General features: G+C 37.3%; 18 protein-coding genes. 5 read left to right on the forward strand and 13 right to left on the reverse strand.

Annotated elements, in window-relative coordinates; translation table 11 throughout:
- The first annotated feature begins 26 nt into the window (after positions 1–26).
- The 3 genes from AC6CHV_RS11960 to namA all read left to right on the forward strand — a co-directional run bounded on the left by AC6CHV_RS11960 (position 27) and on the right by namA (position 3155).
- A complete protein-coding gene (locus AC6CHV_RS11960; protein WP_498078953.1) occupies positions 27–1166 on the forward strand; it encodes a CAP-associated domain-containing protein in 1140 nt (379 codons plus the stop codon).
- A 56-nt stretch (positions 1167–1222) separates the two neighbouring features.
- A complete protein-coding gene (locus tag AC6CHV_RS11965) occupies positions 1223–2035 on the forward strand; it encodes a YybI family spore inner coat protein (RefSeq protein ID WP_341330949.1) in 813 nt (270 codons plus the stop codon).
- A 103-nt stretch (positions 2036–2138) separates the two neighbouring features.
- On the forward strand, positions 2139–3155 hold the full coding sequence (gene namA, locus AC6CHV_RS11970; RefSeq protein WP_341330948.1) for an NADPH dehydrogenase NamA: 1017 nt from the start codon (positions 2139–2141) through the stop codon (positions 3153–3155).
- A 47-nt stretch (positions 3156–3202) separates the two neighbouring features.
- Here the strand turns inward: namA and AC6CHV_RS11975 are convergent, their stop codons facing one another.
- Genes AC6CHV_RS11975 through rnz form a run of 3 tightly spaced genes read right to left on the reverse strand, consistent with a single transcriptional unit; the run spans position 3203 to position 8139 of the window.
- A complete protein-coding gene (locus tag AC6CHV_RS11975) occupies positions 3203–6400 on the reverse strand; it encodes an SNF2 helicase associated domain-containing protein (protein ID WP_498078954.1) in 3198 nt (1065 codons plus the stop codon).
- Positions 6401–6427: 27 nt separating this feature from the next.
- Positions 6428–7177 (reverse strand): oxygen-insensitive NADPH nitroreductase, encoded by a 750-nt coding sequence (gene nfsA / locus AC6CHV_RS11980; protein WP_341330946.1) that lies wholly within the window; start codon positions 7175–7177, stop codon positions 6428–6430.
- 17 nt (positions 7178–7194) lie between these two features.
- A complete protein-coding gene (rnz, locus tag AC6CHV_RS11985; RefSeq protein ID WP_341330945.1) occupies positions 7195–8139 on the reverse strand; it encodes a ribonuclease Z in 945 nt (314 codons plus the stop codon).
- 260 nt (positions 8140–8399) lie between these two features.
- Here rnz and zwf point away from each other — a divergent pair, with 260 nt between their 5' ends.
- The gene (gene zwf, locus AC6CHV_RS11990; RefSeq protein ID WP_341330944.1) at positions 8400–9887 is read left to right on the forward strand and encodes a glucose-6-phosphate dehydrogenase; all 1488 of its coding nucleotides are present in this window, start codon (positions 8400–8402) and stop codon (positions 9885–9887) included.
- A 43-nt stretch (positions 9888–9930) separates the two neighbouring features.
- Here the strand turns inward: zwf and AC6CHV_RS11995 are convergent, their stop codons facing one another.
- The 5 genes from AC6CHV_RS11995 to mce all read right to left on the reverse strand — a co-directional run bounded on the left by AC6CHV_RS11995 (position 9931) and on the right by mce (position 15193).
- Positions 9931–11184, reverse strand: coding sequence for a DNA polymerase IV (locus AC6CHV_RS11995; protein WP_498078955.1), 1254 nt, complete (start codon positions 11182–11184; stop codon positions 9931–9933).
- 60 nt (positions 11185–11244) lie between these two features.
- Positions 11245–11706, reverse strand: coding sequence for a chemotaxis protein CheW (locus AC6CHV_RS12000; RefSeq protein ID WP_341330942.1), 462 nt, complete (start codon positions 11704–11706; stop codon positions 11245–11247).
- A 313-nt stretch (positions 11707–12019) separates the two neighbouring features.
- Positions 12020–13138: a M20/M25/M40 family metallo-hydrolase gene (locus AC6CHV_RS12005; RefSeq protein ID WP_498078956.1), complete on the reverse strand. Its 1119-nt coding sequence runs from the start codon at positions 13136–13138 to the stop codon at positions 12020–12022.
- Positions 13139–13223: 85 nt separating this feature from the next.
- Positions 13224–14774: a carboxyl transferase domain-containing protein gene (locus AC6CHV_RS12010; protein WP_498078957.1), complete on the reverse strand. Its 1551-nt coding sequence runs from the start codon at positions 14772–14774 to the stop codon at positions 13224–13226.
- On the reverse strand, positions 14771–15193 hold the full coding sequence (gene mce / locus AC6CHV_RS12015; protein WP_498078958.1) for a methylmalonyl-CoA epimerase: 423 nt from the start codon (positions 15191–15193) through the stop codon (positions 14771–14773). The genes AC6CHV_RS12010 and mce overlap by 4 nt, the downstream gene beginning before the upstream one ends.
- A gap of 189 nt (positions 15194–15382) precedes the next feature.
- On the opposite strand from mce, the gene prli42 reads away from it, so the two are divergent.
- Positions 15383–15475, forward strand: coding sequence for a stressosome-associated protein Prli42 (gene prli42 / locus AC6CHV_RS12020; RefSeq protein ID WP_165918224.1), 93 nt, complete (start codon positions 15383–15385; stop codon positions 15473–15475).
- A 76-nt stretch (positions 15476–15551) separates the two neighbouring features.
- Here the strand turns inward: prli42 and AC6CHV_RS12025 are convergent, their stop codons facing one another.
- The 5 genes from AC6CHV_RS12025 to AC6CHV_RS12045 form a co-directional block, all read right to left on the reverse strand.
- Complete coding sequence (locus AC6CHV_RS12025; RefSeq protein WP_498078959.1) at positions 15552–16505, reverse strand: aromatic acid exporter family protein; 954 nt, start codon at positions 16503–16505, stop codon at positions 15552–15554.
- Positions 16506–16630: 125 nt separating this feature from the next.
- Positions 16631–17365, reverse strand: a complete 735-nt coding sequence (locus AC6CHV_RS12030; RefSeq protein ID WP_341330937.1) for an amino acid ABC transporter ATP-binding protein — start codon at positions 17363–17365, stop codon at positions 16631–16633.
- On the reverse strand, positions 17358–18017 hold the full coding sequence (locus tag AC6CHV_RS12035) for an amino acid ABC transporter permease (protein WP_121447982.1): 660 nt from the start codon (positions 18015–18017) through the stop codon (positions 17358–17360). The genes AC6CHV_RS12030 and AC6CHV_RS12035 overlap by 8 nt, the downstream gene beginning before the upstream one ends.
- 39 nt (positions 18018–18056) lie before the next feature.
- Positions 18057–18842, reverse strand: a complete 786-nt coding sequence (locus tag AC6CHV_RS12040; protein ID WP_341330936.1) for a transporter substrate-binding domain-containing protein — start codon at positions 18840–18842, stop codon at positions 18057–18059.
- 303 nt (positions 18843–19145) lie between these two features.
- Positions 19146–19583, reverse strand: coding sequence for a BrxA/BrxB family bacilliredoxin (locus tag AC6CHV_RS12045; protein WP_341330935.1), 438 nt, complete (start codon positions 19581–19583; stop codon positions 19146–19148).
- Positions 19584–19689: the final 106 nt, after the last annotated feature.

Consider the following 19689-nt stretch of genomic DNA (forward strand, 5'->3'; position numbering starts at 1 on the left):
TGAATCTTAGGGATGGAGGTTGACTTATGAGGAGAATTCTTCTATTTATATCTTTTTTATTTTTCCTATACGCCGGTTGGACAGTATTAGATAAACTAGCTGCAAAAACTGATAATCAATCAGTTTTAAATACTATTACAACTGAAATCGACAGAGTATCTGAATCTGAAGAACTTGCAAATATAAAGAACAAACTGAACGAAGGCATACAATATATCGAAACATTATGGCAAACCTTTGAAGAAAAGGCACCAGAAAATTCGATTATCGACAAAAATAAAGTGAAGAAACCAGAATTAGATACACCAAGTAAACAGGCCTTTTCAATTCACAATATCGAGCTTGGGGAAAGCAAACAGAAAGTAGAAGCAAAACTTGGGGATCCAAAACGAGTGTCTTTAAATGAATATGGAACGAACTGGTATACGTATCATGAAAACTATCAAAATTTTATGTTGGTGGCTTTTGACTCGGAGAATAAAGTTGTAGGTTTATACACAAATCAGGACCTCATCTCATCGACAAAAGGAATCAAGTATGGAACACAAAAACAGGAAGCACTTAATCTACTGGGGGAACCAATGACGCGAATTCAAAAAGGATTTGTGTACTATGAATTTCAACAGGACCGGGACTATGATGTCTTCCACATAGATAACACCTATGTCACCCTTTTTTATGATAAACATCAGAATAACACGGTGACCTCGATTCAAATTGTTTCAGAAGCTCTAGAGCAAAAAAGAGCCGATTTTTACACAGATGCAAGTGATCAGTTGAAAGAAGGGTTCGAATATCAATTATTTGACCTAACAAATGCATCTAGAGTAAATCATGGACTAGGCGTTCTATCTTGGGATGATCATGTGAAGGAAACGGCTCGAAAGCATAGCTTAGATATGGCGAAAAATGATTATTTTAGCCATACTAATTTACAAGGACAGTCTCCGTTTGATCGAATGATTGAGGATGAAATTTTATTTACCATTGCTGGTGAAAATCTCGCTTATGGACAATTTAGCAGTATTTTTGCCCATGAAGGTTTAATGAATTCAATGGGACATCGAGAAAATATTTTAAAAAAGGAATATAAATATTTAGGTGTGGGAGTCGCCTTTAATACGGAGTCTCACCCCTATTACACTGAAAACTTTTACACAAAATAAGGCATTTCACCTATATCCCTCTCAATTTTTGGTTATCCTACCAAAGAGGTGATTTTGTGAAACTGATACGTTTTTTACTTTTTTTAGGCCTTCTTAGTGGCTTTCACAGTGTAACTCTTGCCGGGCAAAACGATGTTGAATATGGCCCTTTTACAATTATTCAAAAAGAGTATGTTGATTTAGACGGTGATGGTAAGAAGGACATCATTGAGCTTTACGCACGAAAAAATCAATATAACCTTGCGAACGAATGGTCTTTAAAAATCAATGGGGACCAATTAGGAACCTATCATAATAAACAGGATTTATATCAGCTGGCTGAAATGCAGTTTGCAGATGTCATTCAAAACGGGAAACAGGATATTCTCCTCTATTTTCGTTCAATCGGAAGTGGCGGTATCACTGGTCTAACTGTCCTAAGCTATACAGGTGAAAAAGTGGAGGAAATCTATACTGACCCTAATTCTTCAGGATGGTTTGATGAAGCAAAAAAGCGTTATTCAATGAAATACACTGGCGATTATCAGATTGAATTTATAGATAAGCAAAATAGCCTGGAAGCAATCATTCCATTATCAGAAGAGCGCTACCGTGATTTTCCTGATAAAAAAGAACTGCGTGATCGACTTCAAGAAATGGAGACATGGGTAGATCCAGCTTCGGGATATCGTTTCGATAAATTAACCAAAATGAAGCCGCAAGAAATTGTTGCCATCCAGGCTGTTTCCGGAATTGCCCACTATGACATAATCGCTTATCTCGAAACAAGATATATATTTAATAAGCAAAATCAAAAATACATGCCAACGAAAGTGGCACTCATAAGTAAAGAAACAGGAAAGAAATTAGCTGAAGCCCCTGTTAAATAAAGAAAGGCATCGACGAGATAAAGTCGATGCTTATTTTTTTAATATGCATAACTAAAATGATATAATATTTAGTATTACGAAATACATAGGAGGCTTAAATCACATGGAATCAGGATTATTCTCACCCTATACAATTAAAAATGTTACCTTAAAAAATAGAATTGTTATGTCACCGATGTGTATGTATTCCAGTCACAATGAGGATGGGAAGCTTCAGGATTGGCATTATACCCATTATGTTAGCCGTGCTGTTGGTCAGGTAGGGCTCATCATGGTAGAGGCAACCGCAGTAACCCCGCAAGGAAGAATCTCGCCACAGGATTTAGGTATTTGGAGCGACGATCATGTGCCAGGATTAAAAAAGCTAGTTGAAATGATTAAAGCATATGGCTCAAAAACATCCATTCAAATTGCCCATGCCGGACGAAAAGCAACAGTAACAGGAGATATTGTTGCTCCTTCTGCCATTAGATTTAATGAAAGCTACAAAACACCAAAGGAATTATCGATAAATGAAATAAAAGAAACAATCGCTGCATTCAAGGATGGAGCAAGACGCGCAAAAGAAGCTGGCTTTGATATTATTGAGATCCATGGGGCACACGGCTATTTGATAAATGAATTTTTATCTCCACTTTCAAATAAACGTGAAGATGAATATGGCGGGAGTCCCGAAAATCGCTATCGCTTCCTAGAAGAGGTAATCGAAGCTGTTCAAGAGGTATGGGATGGTCCACTATTTGTTCGTGTATCAGCAAATGATTATGCGGAAGGTGGTTTGACTCCTACCGATTATGTACAATATGCAAAACGCATGAAAGACCAAGGTGTGGATCTAATAGATGTCAGCTCTGGTGCTGTTGTTCCAGCAAAAATTGATGCATATCCAGGCTACCAGGTTGGTTATGCAGATAAAATTCGCAATGAAGCCAATATCCCTACTGGCGCAGTTGGTTTGATCACCAAAGCTGTTCAAGCTGAAGAGATATTAAAAAATAATCGGGCTGATTTAATATTTATTGCTCGAGAATTATTACGCGACCCTTATTGGCCAAGAACGGCTGCAAAAGAGCTTGGTGTTTCAATTGATAGTCCAAAACAATACGAACGCGGATGGTAATAATAATTAACAAAAAAATCGACAAGTGCCTTTGCCTTGTCGATTTGTTATATCATGAGAAGTTCCCGGATATCTTCTTCTGTCAATGCCGTTTTTTCCTCAGAATCAATAAGATCCGTAATAAGGTCACGCTTTTTCTCCTGTAATTCATTCATCTTTTCTTCGATTGTGCCGCGTGCAAAAAGCTTAATTACTTGGACTACCTTTTTCTGACCGATTCGGTGGGCACGGTCAGCAGCCTGTTCCTCGACAGCTGGATTCCACCAAAGGTCATATAAAATGACGGTATCCGCTCCTGTCAGATTCAGACCCGTTCCTCCTGCTTTTAAAGAAATTAAAAAGAGTTCTCGTTCTCCAACATTAAAACGTTGACATAATTCCACTCGTTCCTCTGTAGGTGTTTGTCCATCAAGATAGAAATAAGTATACCCCCTACTAGATAATTCCCTACCAATCAGTCCAAGCATTTTCGTAAATTGTGAGAAAATCAAAACTCTCCTTCCAGAAAGTTTGGATTCCTCGATAATTTGTAAAAGTTGCTCAAATTTTGCAGAACTCCCCTTATAACCATCCACAAATAAAGCAGGATGACAACAAATCTGTCTTAGTCTGGTGATTCCAGCAAGGATTCGTATCCGATTCTTTCGTATAGTATCTTTATCAAGATGCTTTAATGTATCATGACGAAGCTTCGCTAAATAGGCAGCGTAAAGCTTCTTTTGTTCTGGTAAAAGTTCAGATGATTCAAGAATTTCAATTTTCTCCGGTAGCTCTGCAAGGACGTCTTCTTTCACACGACGAAGTAAAAATGGGCGAACCTTTCTTGCGATATCTTTCCTTGATAGATGACTATATTCCTTTAACCCCTTAAAAAGCTGTGGAAAAACAACATAGTAAATGGACCAAAGCTCTTCAATTGAATTTTCAACCGGTGTTCCAGTTAATCCAAAACGATGATCTGCTTTTAGTTTTTTAACAGCTCTTGCAGTTTGGGTAACTGGATTTTTAAAGGCTTGAGCCTCATCGAAGAAAACGGTATGGAAGTTAATAGACTCATACCATTTAATATCACGTCTCAATAACGGATAGGATGTGATAAGAACATCCATGTCCTCACATTCTTTTTGTAGAGCTCTTCGCTCATCCTTTTTGCCATCAATTACAATTGCTTGAAGTTCAGGAGCAAATTTCAAGATTTCATGGAGCCAATTGTATGTTAACGATGATGGGCAGACAATGAGAACGGGCTTCTTATTTTCCCGAATCTTTTGAAGCTCAGAAACAATAAAAGCAATACTCTGTACTGTTTTACCCAGTCCCATATCATCCGCAAGTACACCACCAAATCCATAACTTGCGAGAGTTTTCAACCATTTAAAGCCTTGCTTTTGATAATCTCGTAAAATGGTATCTAAATGATGAGGGACTTCTATACTCAAATGACTAGGATTTCGAATGGAATCAAGAAAATGGCGGAATGATTCCTCAGCTGTATAGATTTCATCGTCATCGAACGAATCCAAAAGAGGTAAGGCTTCCATCATTGGCATGTTTAAAGTTGCTTCAAAATCATCGTCCTGAATTGGAACAGCCTTTAAAAATCGCTGAATTTCCTCCATCTCCCTCGTTTCAAGTGAGAGCAATGAACCATTTTTCAAGCGGTAATATTTACGTTTTTCCTCAAGGGCACCTAAAATTTCACGAATTTCTTGGTCTGCAATGCCCTTCATCTCAAATTTAAACTCAAGCCAATTTGTACGTTCTTTTTTTATTTTCACCCTTATTTTCGGATGTTCAGTTTTAGGTAAAATGCGATTTCGAATAGCTGTCGTAGCATAAATCTGACAGTGAGGTTGCAACTTTGGAACGATATGATACAAAAACTCATATTCAAGTTCCTCATTATGCATGTAATACCCACCCTCCGTCTTCGAAAGACCGCTATCATCCATAATTCTTAAAATCTCATCCTCTTTTTCTATATCCCTAATTACCATAGGTCCTGTTGGGATATCACGATTCTCAAGAGGTTGGATGATGGTATTTTCATAGTGAAACTCAAGCCCTGCCAGCAGTTTGTTTCGAAGTCGATCCAAGTAAAGCTTAGCAACAAGTGGAGTTTTCAAAAATTCTTTGGAAATGGCTTGAGACATATGAACGACACCAATTTTTTTCAAGCTGGGTACGATTGTTTTTAGAAAAAATTGAGTTTGTTCCTTTGGAATTGGAATATGATTAGCACCTGGATTTACGAGCATGTTCTTTAAATCAAATAAGCGCTCACAATCTTGTTCAGAAATTTGATAGAGCCGTCCTTCACTTAACACTATATGATAGGATTTTAAAATAATCATTCTGTTAAATCCTTGGATGGTTAATTGATAGTCACTTTCTTGCCCTTCTTCAAATGAAAAATGCAGTGGTGGTGGTCCCTCTTCGATTTGAAGGCCTTCATATGTATTATCTTTGTTTTCCATATAAACAGACGGGCACTTAGATAATAAAGGTACGAGAACTTTCCAGGAAGATGGCGGAATTAACAATATTTCACGAGTTTCCAGATCATCTAACGAGTTTACTTCAAAATAAACTTTTTCATCCTCAGTAACTTTAATCAATTGGTGAAGTAGAGTATCTACTTCATATAAAAAACAATGGAGATTTGGATCATATGAAAATTGTTCAGATATCAAACTAGTCTTTCCTTGTTTGATATTCTCAAGAAAAATACGAATATCATGTACCCCTACCTGTTCAATTCCTATTTCCAATCCAATTAAGACTTGCTCATTCGAAACCTTAACGGGCTTACATATGAATCTAACGTTGAGTACTTCTCTTTTTTCAAAGTGAAGCTGATGGCCACTAGATCGTAACGGCCGATTTGTAAATAATGTCATGAAATCATTAGTCAATTTTTCGTTAGTAGAAGTTTGAATTTCACCGAAAGCTAATGGTTCTTGATTTTGCTGTTCATTTATCGCAATCAAAACGGCAGCAATATGCTGACATTCCTTGTCGAAATTAGCAAGGGATGGACAACTGCATGTAGTCACTAATTTTCCTTGTCTATTTTTTTCAATTGTTACGTGAAAGTCCTCTGCTCCTTTAACAATGGCCTTGCATTTATTTGATCCATATTCAGTTAATAGAACCTTGTTTGTTCGATAAAAAGCGTCCCCTCTTTTAAAGGAGACGGTTCCACACATTTCCTTTATCAATTTTTGATTGATTTTGATATCCATGGATTCCGACTCCTTTCTATCCTAGGTTTACTTTTGATTTAGGCCTTGTCCTTTAACAAAATCCTTCATATACATCCGCTTTGGATTTTCAAGCATGTTTGCCATCTGCCCTGTCCATGTATCTGAGCGTTTCCCATTTGTACGTGCTTGATAATAGGCTGAGATAGTTTGGTTGTAGGTACGCAGCTCTTGTTTAAATAAGTCTTCATCCTGGTTATATTCACCTTCATGATAAATATGCTCGAAAGGAAGACGTGGTTTTTTATCAGGCATTTGGGCTGGATAGCCCACCGCAATTCCGAAAAGAGGTATCACAAATTTAGGGATATGTAGGAGTTTGCAAACCTCGTCTAGATTGTTACGCAGTCCACCAATATAGCAAGCACCCAATCCCATTGATTCTGCTGCAAGTACTGCATTTTGAGCAGCCAATGCAGCATCTATTGTAGCGACCATAAATTTCTCTGTACTCTCCAATGAAGTCGATAAGTCCTTTTCCTCCATTTGGCTTATAACCTGGTGACGATGTAGATCTCCACAAAACACAAAGAAATGACCATTCTCGGCAACATAAGCCTGGTTACCAACGATTTCCGCGAGCTTCTTCTTTTTATCTGGATCTTTCACGCCAATTATGGAATAGGCTTGGATAAAACTAGATGTTGAAGCTGCTTGGGCACATTCAACAATCGAACGAATTTGTTCATCTGATAATACTTTTTCTTCAAATTTACGAATCGAACGGTGATTCATAATTGTTTCAATAATGGTATTCATTGTTATATACCTCCAATCTAGTTGTCCTTATTTTTTGTTTGGTTTGATTTTACATCGTATCTTAAGAAATCTGCTGCCATATAAGTCGGCTCAAACACTTGCTGAGCTTCCTCAAGAAGCTTCTGACAATCATCACCTTGATATCTAGAGCTTATATGTGTAAGTATTAATTGTTTGACCTCCGCTTGTTTGGCAACATCCGCCGCCTGAGTTGTGGTAGAGTGAAAATAATCATGAGCTAAATCAGCTTCATTTGAACTAAATGTTGCTTCATGAATAAGTATATCTGCATCCTTTGCAAGTTCAATACTTTCCTTAACATAACGGGTATCACCTAAAATAGTCACTATACGTCCCTTCTTAGGTGGACCAATATATTCCTCTCCATTAATCTGACGTCCATCCTCTAGGATAACTGTTTGTCCTTCTTTAATTTTTTGATAAATAGGCCCAGGTTTAATTCCTTCTTTTGATAGCTTATCCACAAGCAATGTTCCTGGGAGGTCTTTTTCTACAATTCGATACCCATAAGATTGAATCCCATGCTCTAATGTTTTTGCAGTAACACAAAATTGTTCGTCCTCAAAGACTACGCCTTCTTCAATTTCAACGATTTCAAGTGGATATCGAATATGTGTGGTACTTACCTTTATAGAAGTTTCAATAAATTCGTTTATTCCCTTAGGGCCATAAATAGTTAATAAGGACTCTCCTCCTTGAAAGGAGCGACTTCCTAATAACCCTGGCAAACCAAAAATATGGTCACCATGCAAATGAGTGATGAAAATTTTTTCTATTTTCCCTGGTTTTATAGATGTATGTAGGATTTGATGCTGTGTTGCTTCCCCACAATCAAACAACCAGGTGGCCCTACGTTCATCCAGCAATTGTAAAGCAATTGAAGTGACATTCCGCTCTTTTGCGGGTACCCCTGCACCTGTTCCTAAAAATACGACTTCCACTCAGAAATCCTCCAAATAATTTTTTAAATTTTTATGATAGTCTTCGTTTATATTCCATTAACTACTATATCATATTCTCCCATTTGTTCTCTAGATAAGCCACTTCAACGACTACTTATAATCGTTTTCGAATATCCAGCCCTGGTTAAGGCATACTTTTAAAAGGAGTTTGAAAAATTCATACGAATTAGTTGATTTACTAAACAAAAAAGTATACATTAAATAAATATCACTAAAGCTTTAAGAAGTGGGGGATTTATATGACAAATACAGCACCAAAATCAATCGTGGTTATTTTTGGAGCAACAGGTGATTTGGCAAATCGAAAGCTTTACCCTTCTATATATAACCTTTATACGAAAGGAAAACTCTCTGACAATTTCGCGGTTATCGGGGTGGCAAGACGCCCATTAGAGAATGAAGAATTCCAACAAAACGTAAGAAATTCTGTATCGGGAAGATTTGAGGAAAATCGTGAGGATATCGAGAAGTTCTCAAAACACTTTTACTACCTTCCGTTTAATGTGAATGATCGTGCTTCTTATAAGGAATTAAAGAACCTAGCTGAAAAACTAGATTCAACTTACAAAACAGAAGGTAATAGGATCTTTTATTTAGCAATGGCTCCAGAGTTTTTTGGGACAATCGCAGTCAACATTAAAGCTGAAGAATTAACGGATACAGAAGGTTATACAAGACTTGTAATTGAAAAACCTTTTGGACATAACCTGCCATCTGCAAAGCAATTGAATGAGAAGCTTCGTCATGCTTTCTCAGAGGATGAAATTTACCGAATCGACCATTATTTAGGAAAAGAAATGGTCCAAAATATTGAAGTCATCCGCTTTGCAAATGCAATTTTCGAACCACTTTGGAATAATCGATACATATCAAATATCCAAGTCACATCAAGTGAAGTACTTGGAGTAGAAGATCGCGGCGGCTATTATGAAAAATCAGGCGCCCTCCGAGATATGGTACAAAACCATATGCTTCAAATGGTTGCATTATTAGCGATGGAACCGCCAATTAAATTAAATACCGATGAGATTCGTAGTGAAAAAATAAAAGTATTGCGTGCCCTTCGCCCATTAGAAGAAGAGGATGTAAAAAAATACTTCGTTAGAGGGCAATACGATGCTGGTACGTTAAATGGCAAACAGGTTCCTGGTTACCGAGAAGAGGAAAAAGTAGACCCAGCATCAAATACTGCTACATTTGTTGCCGGTAAACTTCTAATCGACAATTTTAGATGGGCAGGCGTTCCTTTCTATATCCGTACCGGTAAGAGAATGAAGAAAAAATCAACAAAAATTGTAGTTCAATTCAAAGACATTCCGATGGATTTATATTATAAAGAGGAAAATGAGCAACAAAATCCTAACCTGCTTGTCATTAATATCCAGCCTGATGAAGGTATTACACTTTATTTAAATGCAAAAAGACCAGGTCAAAACACAATGACATTACCTGTTAAGCTTGATTATTGCAATAACTGCATTGATGGTATAAACACACCTGAAGCTTATGAAAAGCTAATTTATGACTGTATGATGGGTGATACAACAAACTTTGCTCACTGGGATGAAGTGGCCCTTTCATGGCGCTACGTCGACTCAATTTCAAAGGTTTGGGAAAACCAAATTGCAACTGAATTCCCAAATTATCCATCTGGTTCTAATGGTCCTAAGGCGTCTGATGAACTATTGGCAGAAGATGGATTCCACTGGTGGCCAGTTGAAGACTAAAATGAAAAAAGAGACCCGACTCTATGAGTCGGGTCTCTACTATTTAATCATTCAAGAAGTCTTTCTCAAAACTCGTTCCATGTTCATTATCTCGTGGTTTCTTATCTTTAGGCAGTTTAACCCCTTTTGATAAAATCTCATTCCCGTATTTCCCTTTTAATTCATCAATCACTTTCAGTAAGGGTTCTTTTTTCGCTTCCTTCTCATAAGAAAAAAGATCAAGTTGTTTAAATGCCACTTGTTTCTCAACAAGTTCCTGGGCTGTGACACCTAATAATCGAATGGGTTCCCCGTTCCAATGTTTTGTCCACAAGCGCTTGGCTGCTTTATAAATCTCTTCATCCTGATCAATTGGATTATCTAGTTTCCTACTTCTTGTTACCGTTTTTCGATCAGAATATCGAATCATTAACTGGACATTATTGGATAGCATATCCTTCCTTCTAATACGTGCTCCAACAGAATTCGATAGTCTTTTGATAACACCGAGAAGCTCTTCCTCATCTGTTGAATCATATGGTAATGTTGTCGAATTACCGATGCTTTTGAACTCTGAGATTGCATCAGGGTCAACAAGTCGGTTATCAATTCCGTTTGCTCTTTGCTTAATCCGCTCCCCATTAATTCCTAATAACTGCTTTAATTGAATATCATTGCCCTTAGCAAGGTCTCCAATTGTATGAATATTGATTGTCGCTAATTTTTCTGCAGTTTTCGAACCAACTCCATGCATTTCTCCAACTGGCATGGGCCAGAGAATAATTGGAACATCCCGCTTCCGCAATACAGTGATTCCTAATGGTTTTTTCATATCGGATGCCATTTTCGCTAGAAATTTATTTGGTGCAATTCCAATGCTACAAGGAAGTAGAAGCGTTTTTTGTAAAGTTTCTTGAATGGAAGACGCAATTTCAATCGGCGAACCCTTTTCATAACAGCCCGTTATATCCATATAGCCTTCGTCAATTGAAACTGGTTCAACTAAATCCGTGTATGTGCGCAGGATATCGAACATGGCCAATGAAGCTCTACGGTAGCGTTCAAAGTTTGGTTTACGAACGATAAGGTTTGGACATTTTCGTTTTGCCTCCCATAGTGGCATCGTTGTTTTCACTCCAAAAGCACGAGCCTCATAGCTACAGGTGACAATAATGCCTTTACGCTCTTCGACATTCCCTGCAATCGCTAAAGGCTTCCCCTGTAAAGAAGGATCATAGGCAACCTCGACTGATGCATAGAAGCTATTCATGTCCACATGTAAAATAACCTTCCCATTTTTCGGATACATTTCTTTCATGATTTGCACTTCCTACTAATAATCCATAAATATAGTTTATCATAGAAAAAGCCACCTATTCTATTGGTGACTTTGAATGTGATCCTCAATCATATCAAATCCTTCAAGACTATCAAACAGATTATCCGCATCGAGTAAAGTAATCAATCGATTCTCAAGGGACGCAACTCCTGTTATGTACGGGGAAAGCTGGTAGGTTAAACTTATTTGTTTCAATTGAGTTTTGGGGATATCCATTATTTCTATCGCATCGTCAACAAGCAATCCTACTGATAATGAATCTGTTTGGGTAACGATAATCTTCGTTTTATCTGTATGGGTTGTTGGTATATTAAATAAAATAATTCCTGCATCAACAATCGGAATGAGTTGATCCCGAATCGTTAACATACCTAGCAAAAATGTTGGCATTTGCGGAATAGCGTTTAACTTTTGAGCTCTTTCTATCGAAATGACTTTTAAAACAGGAATGCCAAATTCCTCATTCCCTGATGAAAATACAACGACTTTTTGATCTACCATCAAACACTCACCTCTACCTAATGCGCCTTGTCCTATTTGCGTCCGATTTATCGGGCCCACAGGAAGTGGGTCATAAAGACGTTGCCACAGGATGTGACGTTCTTAGTCTTTGCTCTTTCAGATCGAAAAGCTTCCTTTGAAAAAATCGTGGCATCCGCCGGAGGCTTTGACTTTAGTCAGCCGGAGGGTTGTACCCTGGCTGAATATGTTAACAACAATCTATGTTCTATATCTATCATACTTTACCTATTATCGAAAGGAAATAAAAAAGTGAAACTCCTCAACCAAGAGAGAATTCCACTTTTTTAGTACGTTATTTTGCAACTTCTTCAACAATCGCAACGATAAGTTCTGCAGTTTTGACTAGTTCTTCTACTGGCATCTTTTCATTTGTTGTGTGAATTTCTTCATATCCTACAGCAAGATTAACAGTAGGGATGCCATGTCCTGCGATAACATTGGCATCACTGCCTCCACCGCTTTTTTGGAGCGCGCTTTGACGACCAATTTTTGCTACAGCTCGTTTTGCAACTTCGACAACATGGTCCCCATCTGCAAATTTGAATCCTGGATACATAACCGTAATTTCAACCTCAGCTCTACCACCCATATCGGCTGCAACAGATTCAAAAGCTGCTTTCATTTTCTGAACTTGTGCTTCCATCTTTTCTGTCACTAAAGAACGTGCCTCAGCTAAAATTTCAACATGGTCACAAACAATATTTGTTTGTGTGCCCCCTTCAAAACGCCCAATATTAGCAGTAGTTTCTTCATCGATTCGTCCTAGAGGCATTTTGGCAATGGCTTTTGCTGCCATTGTAATTGCAGAAACACCTTTTTCAGGTGCGACACCTGCATGAGCTGTTTTTCCGATGATTGTTGCTCTTACCTTAGCTTGTGTAGGTGCAGCAACAACAATATCTCCAACTTTTCCGTCACTATCAAGTGCATATCCGTATTTGGCAGTAATCATCGAGCGGTCTAATGCTTTAGCGCCGACAAGACCAGATTCCTCACCTACAGTAATAATAAATTCGATTGTACCGTGCGGAATTTGATTTTCTTTTAGAACACGGATTGCTTCAAACATAGCAGCAAGACCTGCTTTATCATCTGCGCCTAAAATCGTTGTTCCGTCAGAAACAATATAACCATCCTTGATAGAAGGTTTAATTCCTTTACCAGGGACAACTGTATCCATATGAGAAGTAAAGTAAATCGGATCCACATCATTTTTTGTGGCTTCAAGAGTACATATTAAATTCCCTGCACCATGTCCTGTTTGGCTAGTGGTATCATCCTCTACAACGTGTACACCTAACGCAGTGAATTTTTCTTTTAGAACCTTCGCAATTTCTGTTTCGAATTTTGTTTCTGAGTCTACTTGTACGAGCTCTAAAAACTCATTAACAAGTCTGTCCTGATTAATCATACTATGTACCTCCAAGATGAATAGGGTAATGAATAAGTTAATAATTTTAGCCTATCATATTATCTCCAAAAATCAAATTGTTGAATTATAACGGAATGTTCCCATGCTTCTTATTAGGGCGAGTTTCTTTTTTGTTTCGTAGCATTTCTAAGGCTTGGATGATTTTAATTCTTGTTTCTCGAGGATCGATGACGTCGTCCACCATCCCTTGGCTTGCTGCTACATATGGATTGGCAAATTTTTCGCGATACTCTTCGATCTTTTGCGCACGTGTCTGTTCAGGATTATCACTATCGTTGATTTCACGTGCAAAAATAATATTAGCTGCGCCCTGAGGACCCATTACTGCAATTTCAGCATTAGGCCATGCGAAAACTAAATCAGCACCAATTGATTTACTGTTTAGTGCGACATATGCCCCTCCATATGCCTTTCTAAGAATGACAGTTAACTTAGGTACCGTTGCTTCTGAGTAGGCATATAAAATCTTTGCTCCGTGGCGGATAATTCCTCCATGTTCTTGTTTTACCCCTGGGAAGAACCCTGTCACATCCTCAAATGTAATAAGTGGGATATTGAAGGAATCACAAAAACGAATGAATCGTGAGGCTTTATCAGATGAATCAATATCAAGTCCACCTGCCATGTATTTAGGTTGGTTACATACTAACCCTACAACTTCCCCTTTTACTCTTGCAAACCCGACAACAATATTCTTCGCAAAATCTTTATGAACCTCCATAAATGTATCGGCATCGACTACTTGCTCGATCACTCTTCGAACATCATAGGGTCTGACTGCATCGAATGGAATGATTTCTGTTAAGTCGGGTCTATAATCATCGTTATCCTCAACTGGTAGTATTGGAGCCTTTTCTTCATTATTTTGGGGAAGATAGCTCACTAAAGCCCTCACCTGTTGTAATACCTCTTCTTCGGTCTTACCTGAAAAATGGGCGTTCCCACTAATCGAATTATGTACGTTTGCCCCACCTAAATCCTCCGAGCTTATTTTCTCACCCGTTACAGTTTCAATAACTTTCGGCCCTGTAATAAACATTTGAGACGTCTTTTCAACCATGAATACAAAATCAGTAATCGCAGGAGAATACACCGCACCACCCGCACAGGGTCCCATAATCACCGATATTTGAGGGATAACTCCAGAGTATATTGCATTCCGATAAAAAATGTGACCATATCCATCAAGAGAAACGACTCCCTCTTGGATTCTTGCACCACCCGAATCATTTAGGCCAATGAAAGGTGCCCCATTTTTAGCAGCTAGATCCATCACATTTGCGATTTTCTTTGCATGCATTTCTCCCAGTGCACCACCAAACACCGTAAAATCCTGTGAAAACAAATAGACCGGTCTGCCATTTATTTTTCCGTAGCCTGTTACAACCCCGTCCCCAGGTCCTTTTTTATCTTCTAAGCCAAAGTCTGTGCTGCGGTGTTCAATAAAAGGATTTAATTCTACAAAAGTTCCTTTATCAAGTAATAAGTCGATTCGTTCTCGTGCAGTTAATTTTCCTTTTTCATGTTGTTTGTCTATTTTTTCATCTCCGCCACCTAATTCAACTTCACGTCGGCGATCGTATAGTTCATTAATTTTTTCATAAATATCTATCATTTGTTCGTTTCCCCTTTACTAGGTTTCTCACAAAGCTCATATAAGACACTACCTGTTGATTTTGGATGCATAAATGCAATTTTCGCACCGCCTGCACCTAGCTTTGGCTCATCAGCAAGCATTCGAATACCATTTTCCTTCATATCTTGGATGCGGACATCAATCGATGACACACCTAAGGCAACGTGATGAATTCCTTCGCCACGTTTTTCTATAAATTTGGCAATTGGACTTTCTGGTGAAAGAGGCTCCAATAGTTCAAGCTTCGATTCTCCAATATTAATGAAAGCAACTTTTACGTTCTCTGATTCTACTTCTTCAATGCCTTCTAATTGGAGATTAAGAATATTTGTGTAAAATGGGAGGGAATTTTCAATCGATGAGACAGCAATTCCAATATGGTCTATTTTTTTTATCATGTTTTCACTCCTCAAGCGAGCGCTCGCTCAATAATTGTAAGCGTTTCATATAATAACTATATTGTAGCACGAACTCATAATAAATTGTGTATTTTCAGTTATAATGAATAATACATAATGGTTGTCCAAGTTGGTTTTTCAAGGTAAAATATTTATAAATAAGTATGTAAGCAGAAGGGAGTAAGTGACATGTCCCGTAAAACACAAAAGATTGTTGTATATTTAATGATTGGAGTAATGCTAATTACTACCCTCTTAGCAGGCGTAGGTATGTGGTTTTAATTCAAACATTTAAGTGATGCATGGTTTTTTTACAACGTGGAGGTGACCATTTTGGTCACCTTTAAACGTTAGAATATTAGGTTGGCAACCCCTTGAATAGTCTTTTAATAATTAAATACTCTTCCATTTCTTTAATAAATTGAAAGAGTGCAGCTCTTGTTTCAAACTCCTCTCGGGTTACTGGCAATGGCATCTCTCTAAACTCTTTCCGCATAGATTCTAACTTCTTCAAAAATACAATAGCCGTGTTTCCAGGATGAATGGACTGGCTTACCTCCATAATAAAATCGGCAACCATCTTCCCCTGCTCCACCGACTGAGTCATTGAAGTAATAGTAGGTAACATTCTTTGCAGAATCTCGAACTGCCTTTCTCGCATTTCGAAATAGGTATAATATAAATTTTCATCCCTCATTAAATTATTTTCAACATCTCTATATGCAATGTTTTTCGCTTTTTTTAATAATTCCTCAACAGCTGTTATCTCCCGACCATCCCAAATACTATCGCCTGTTCGAAGATAATGGACCATTTCGATTAAAATATTTCCAAATAGAATTTCAATTTCTTGTTGGTATGCCTTAAGTTGCTTGTCAACACTTGGCATATATAGATTTACAAGTAGCGCAACACCAATACCAATGATAATTAACCCTAGCTCATTAATAATTAAATTTAATGTTACATTACCCGCTGAAAATATATGTAAAATAATAACGATACTTGTTACGATTCCATCTTTTGCTTTTAGAATAACGACAGTAGGGATAAAAAATAGCAGTAATAACCCAATGGTTAATGGATGATAGCCTATACCCTCGAAGAATACAGACGAAAATATGATTCCAACTACACACGCAACAAATCGCTCCCATGAACTTTCCAACGATTTTTTTCTTGTTACTTTAATACATAAAATCGTTAGAATTCCAGCAGATGCAAAACTATCTAGTCCAATTAGTTTTGCGATTGATATAGATATTGTTGTACCTATAGCTGTTTTTAACGTTCTATAACCTATTTTGAACATAAATCGGCTCCTAAAAATCCATAATAAATTTATTATATTGTTAAATAGAGGAAAAACAAAACACATTTACTAATCTTACTATACTTAATAAACGAAAAAAAGAATGATCACGTTGATCATTCTTTTTATAGAACCTTTTCTAAGAAGTCCTGCGCACGTTTGCTATTTGGATTTGTGAAAAACTCATTTGGAGTTGTTTCTTCAACGATGACTCCATCATCCATAAAGAGTACCTTATCTGCTACTTCGCGAGCAAAGCCCATTTCGTGGGTAACAATTAACATCGTCATCCCTGTATGAGCCAATCCTTTCATAACAGTAAGAACCTCTTTGACCATCTCAGGATCAAGTGCTGAAGTTGGCTCGTCGAATAACATTATTTCAGGTTCCATGGCTAACGCTCTTGCGATTGCTACCCTTTGTTTTTGACCACCAGAAAGGCGATTTGGATATTCATTGGCCTTTTCTGATAAGCCAACCTGTTTTAACAATTCCATAGCCTTACTTTCCGCCTCATTTTTGGAAAGCCCTCTTACCTTCATTGGTGCATATGTTAGATTTTGTAGGACTGTCTTATGTGGGAACAGGTGGAAATGCTGGAACACCATTCCGATATGCTCACGAACCTTCGTAATATTCGTTTTTGAATTTGTGATCTCATCTTGACCAACCCAAATCTGTCCCTGTGTCGGTTTTTCAAGTAAATTTAAACATCTAAGAAATGTGGATTTTCCAGACCCAGAAGGACCAATAATCGCTACAACCTCTCCTTGTTTAAAGGTGGTCGTAATCCCTTTTAACACATTCAGTTTGCCAAAAGATTTATGAAGACCTTCTACTCTGATATGATCATTACTCACTACGACGCAACCTCCTCTCAAGTCTTCCGCCTAGGAATGTGAGGATTGTAACGATAATCCAATAGACTAGACCAGCAATTAATAATGGTTCAAAATAGCGGAATGTGTTTGCTCCGACAACTTGAGCCCGTCTCATAATATCCAATAATCCAATTGTACTTACAATTGCAGATTCCTTCGTTAAGGTAATAAATTCATTTAAAAGTGCTGGTAAAATATTTTTGACTGCTTGTGGTAGGATAATATCTAACATCATTGGTCGGTACGAAATTCCAAGCGCTTCTGCGGCTTCTTGTTGGCCTTTGTCGACTGCCTGAATACCAGCTCTAATGATTTCAGAAATATATGCACCTGAATTTAATCCGAACGCCAAAACTCCTGCTACAAATTTATCAATATCATATTGAAATAGCTGTGGAACTGCAAAATAAATTAGAACCAATTGAAGGATAAGTGGTGTACCTCTAAAAATAGAAGTGTAAATATCCGCAAACCACTTTAAAAATGAAACTTTGCTTATTTTAAAAACCGCTAATATTGTCCCGAGAATTAAACCTAAAATTGCCGATACTAGTGCAAATGAAACCGTAATACCGATTCCTTCTAGTATAAACGGAATTGAAGGCAGGATTCCGGAGAAATCAATATCCAAACCCATGCCTTACACCTCATTTCTACCAAAAATTTTGACCTATTCTTCTATCCATTGTTTCTGAAGTTTCTCTAATTCGCCGTTCTCTTTCATCTCTTCTAATACTTTATTAAATTCATCTACTAGCGCATCACCTTTTGCAAATGCAATCGCCATACCTGGTGAAGCCTCAGTAGGGTCGTCGAATCCAGCTAGGTCTAGTTCTTCAATGAATCCTACAGCAACAGTTTTATCTAAATATACTGCATCGATTCTACCTGCTTTTAACTCTTGAATTAGTTCTGGCGCTTTATTTAATGCTGAGAATTCAATATTTTTTAGTGTTTCTTCTTTAATTTTTTTAGCCCCTTCTTCTTGAATGGTACCTAATTGAACTCCAATAGTTTTACCATCCAAATCTTCAAAAGCTTTAATATCTGAATCCTTTAAAGTAACAAACATTTCTCCTGATTTATGGTATTCATTCGAGAAATCAACGTTTTTCTTACGTTCTTCCGTTGCTGACATACCAGAAATGATAAAATCAAGACGTTCTGATTGTAATGCACTTATTAGTCCACCGAAATCCATATTTTCGATTTTAAGCTCATAACCTAGTTTATCCGCGATTGCGTTTGCTAAATCAATATCAAACCCAACATATTCTCCTGTTGCTGCATCAATTGTTTCAAATGGCGGGAAATCTGCAGACGTTCCCATTGTTAAAACCTTTTTCTCATCTTTTCCTTCTTCAGATCCAGTTGCATTGTCATCGCTTGTCCCACATGCTGCTAAAAATGCAATTGATAAAATAGTAAACAATGTTACTAGTAAAAACTTTTTCATTATGTTTTCCCCCTATGTCATTTGTTTATAATTATTCGATAGAATGTATTTTAACACATCCGCATAAATATACAATATGTTTTTTAAAAATAATAATTGATTAATAATTCTATTATTTTTTCGAACGTATTATTATTCTGCTTATATTGGGCATTAGGGGATTATTCACACGGAAAAGCCGTTCCAATAAATCAAACTAATCACTTTACTAATATAAACAATTAAAGTGGAAAAGCAATAAAGAATCAACAATCTTATGCATACAATTTAATTATTTCAAAAAAAAGAAGCCCTTAAGGCTTCTTATACTTCTTCACAATATTCTTCAAAAGAATCCTGTAATTTATTGATTACATCCATTGGTTCATGTCCTTCAATTTCGTGACGCTCAATCATTCTTACAACCTTACCATCTTTTAATAATGCAAATGATGGTGATGATGGCGGATAACCCTCAAAATAGGATCTTGCTTTTTCAGTTGCAGCTTTATCTTGACCAGCAAACACGGTCACTAATTGATCTGGGCGCTTATCATAATGGATTGAATGTGCTGCCGCTGGTCTTGCGATTCCACCTGCACAACCACAAACTGAGTTAACCATTACTAAGGTAGTACCTTTTTTGCTTAGTGCTGCCTCAACTTCTTCAGGTGTTTTTAACTCTTGGTAGCCAGCTTCCGAAATTTCTTTACGAGCTGTTGTTACTATATCATTCATAAACAGATTGAAATCTACTTCCATCTAAAACACTCCTCCACAAAGAAAATTATATTGCCTTCTTTAATAATATCAATTTACAACATGTTTTTACAAACGAAAATGCTTTGATTAAAATATCAATAGAACG

Source organism: Ferdinandcohnia sp. GQ5, from assembly GCF_059759275.1.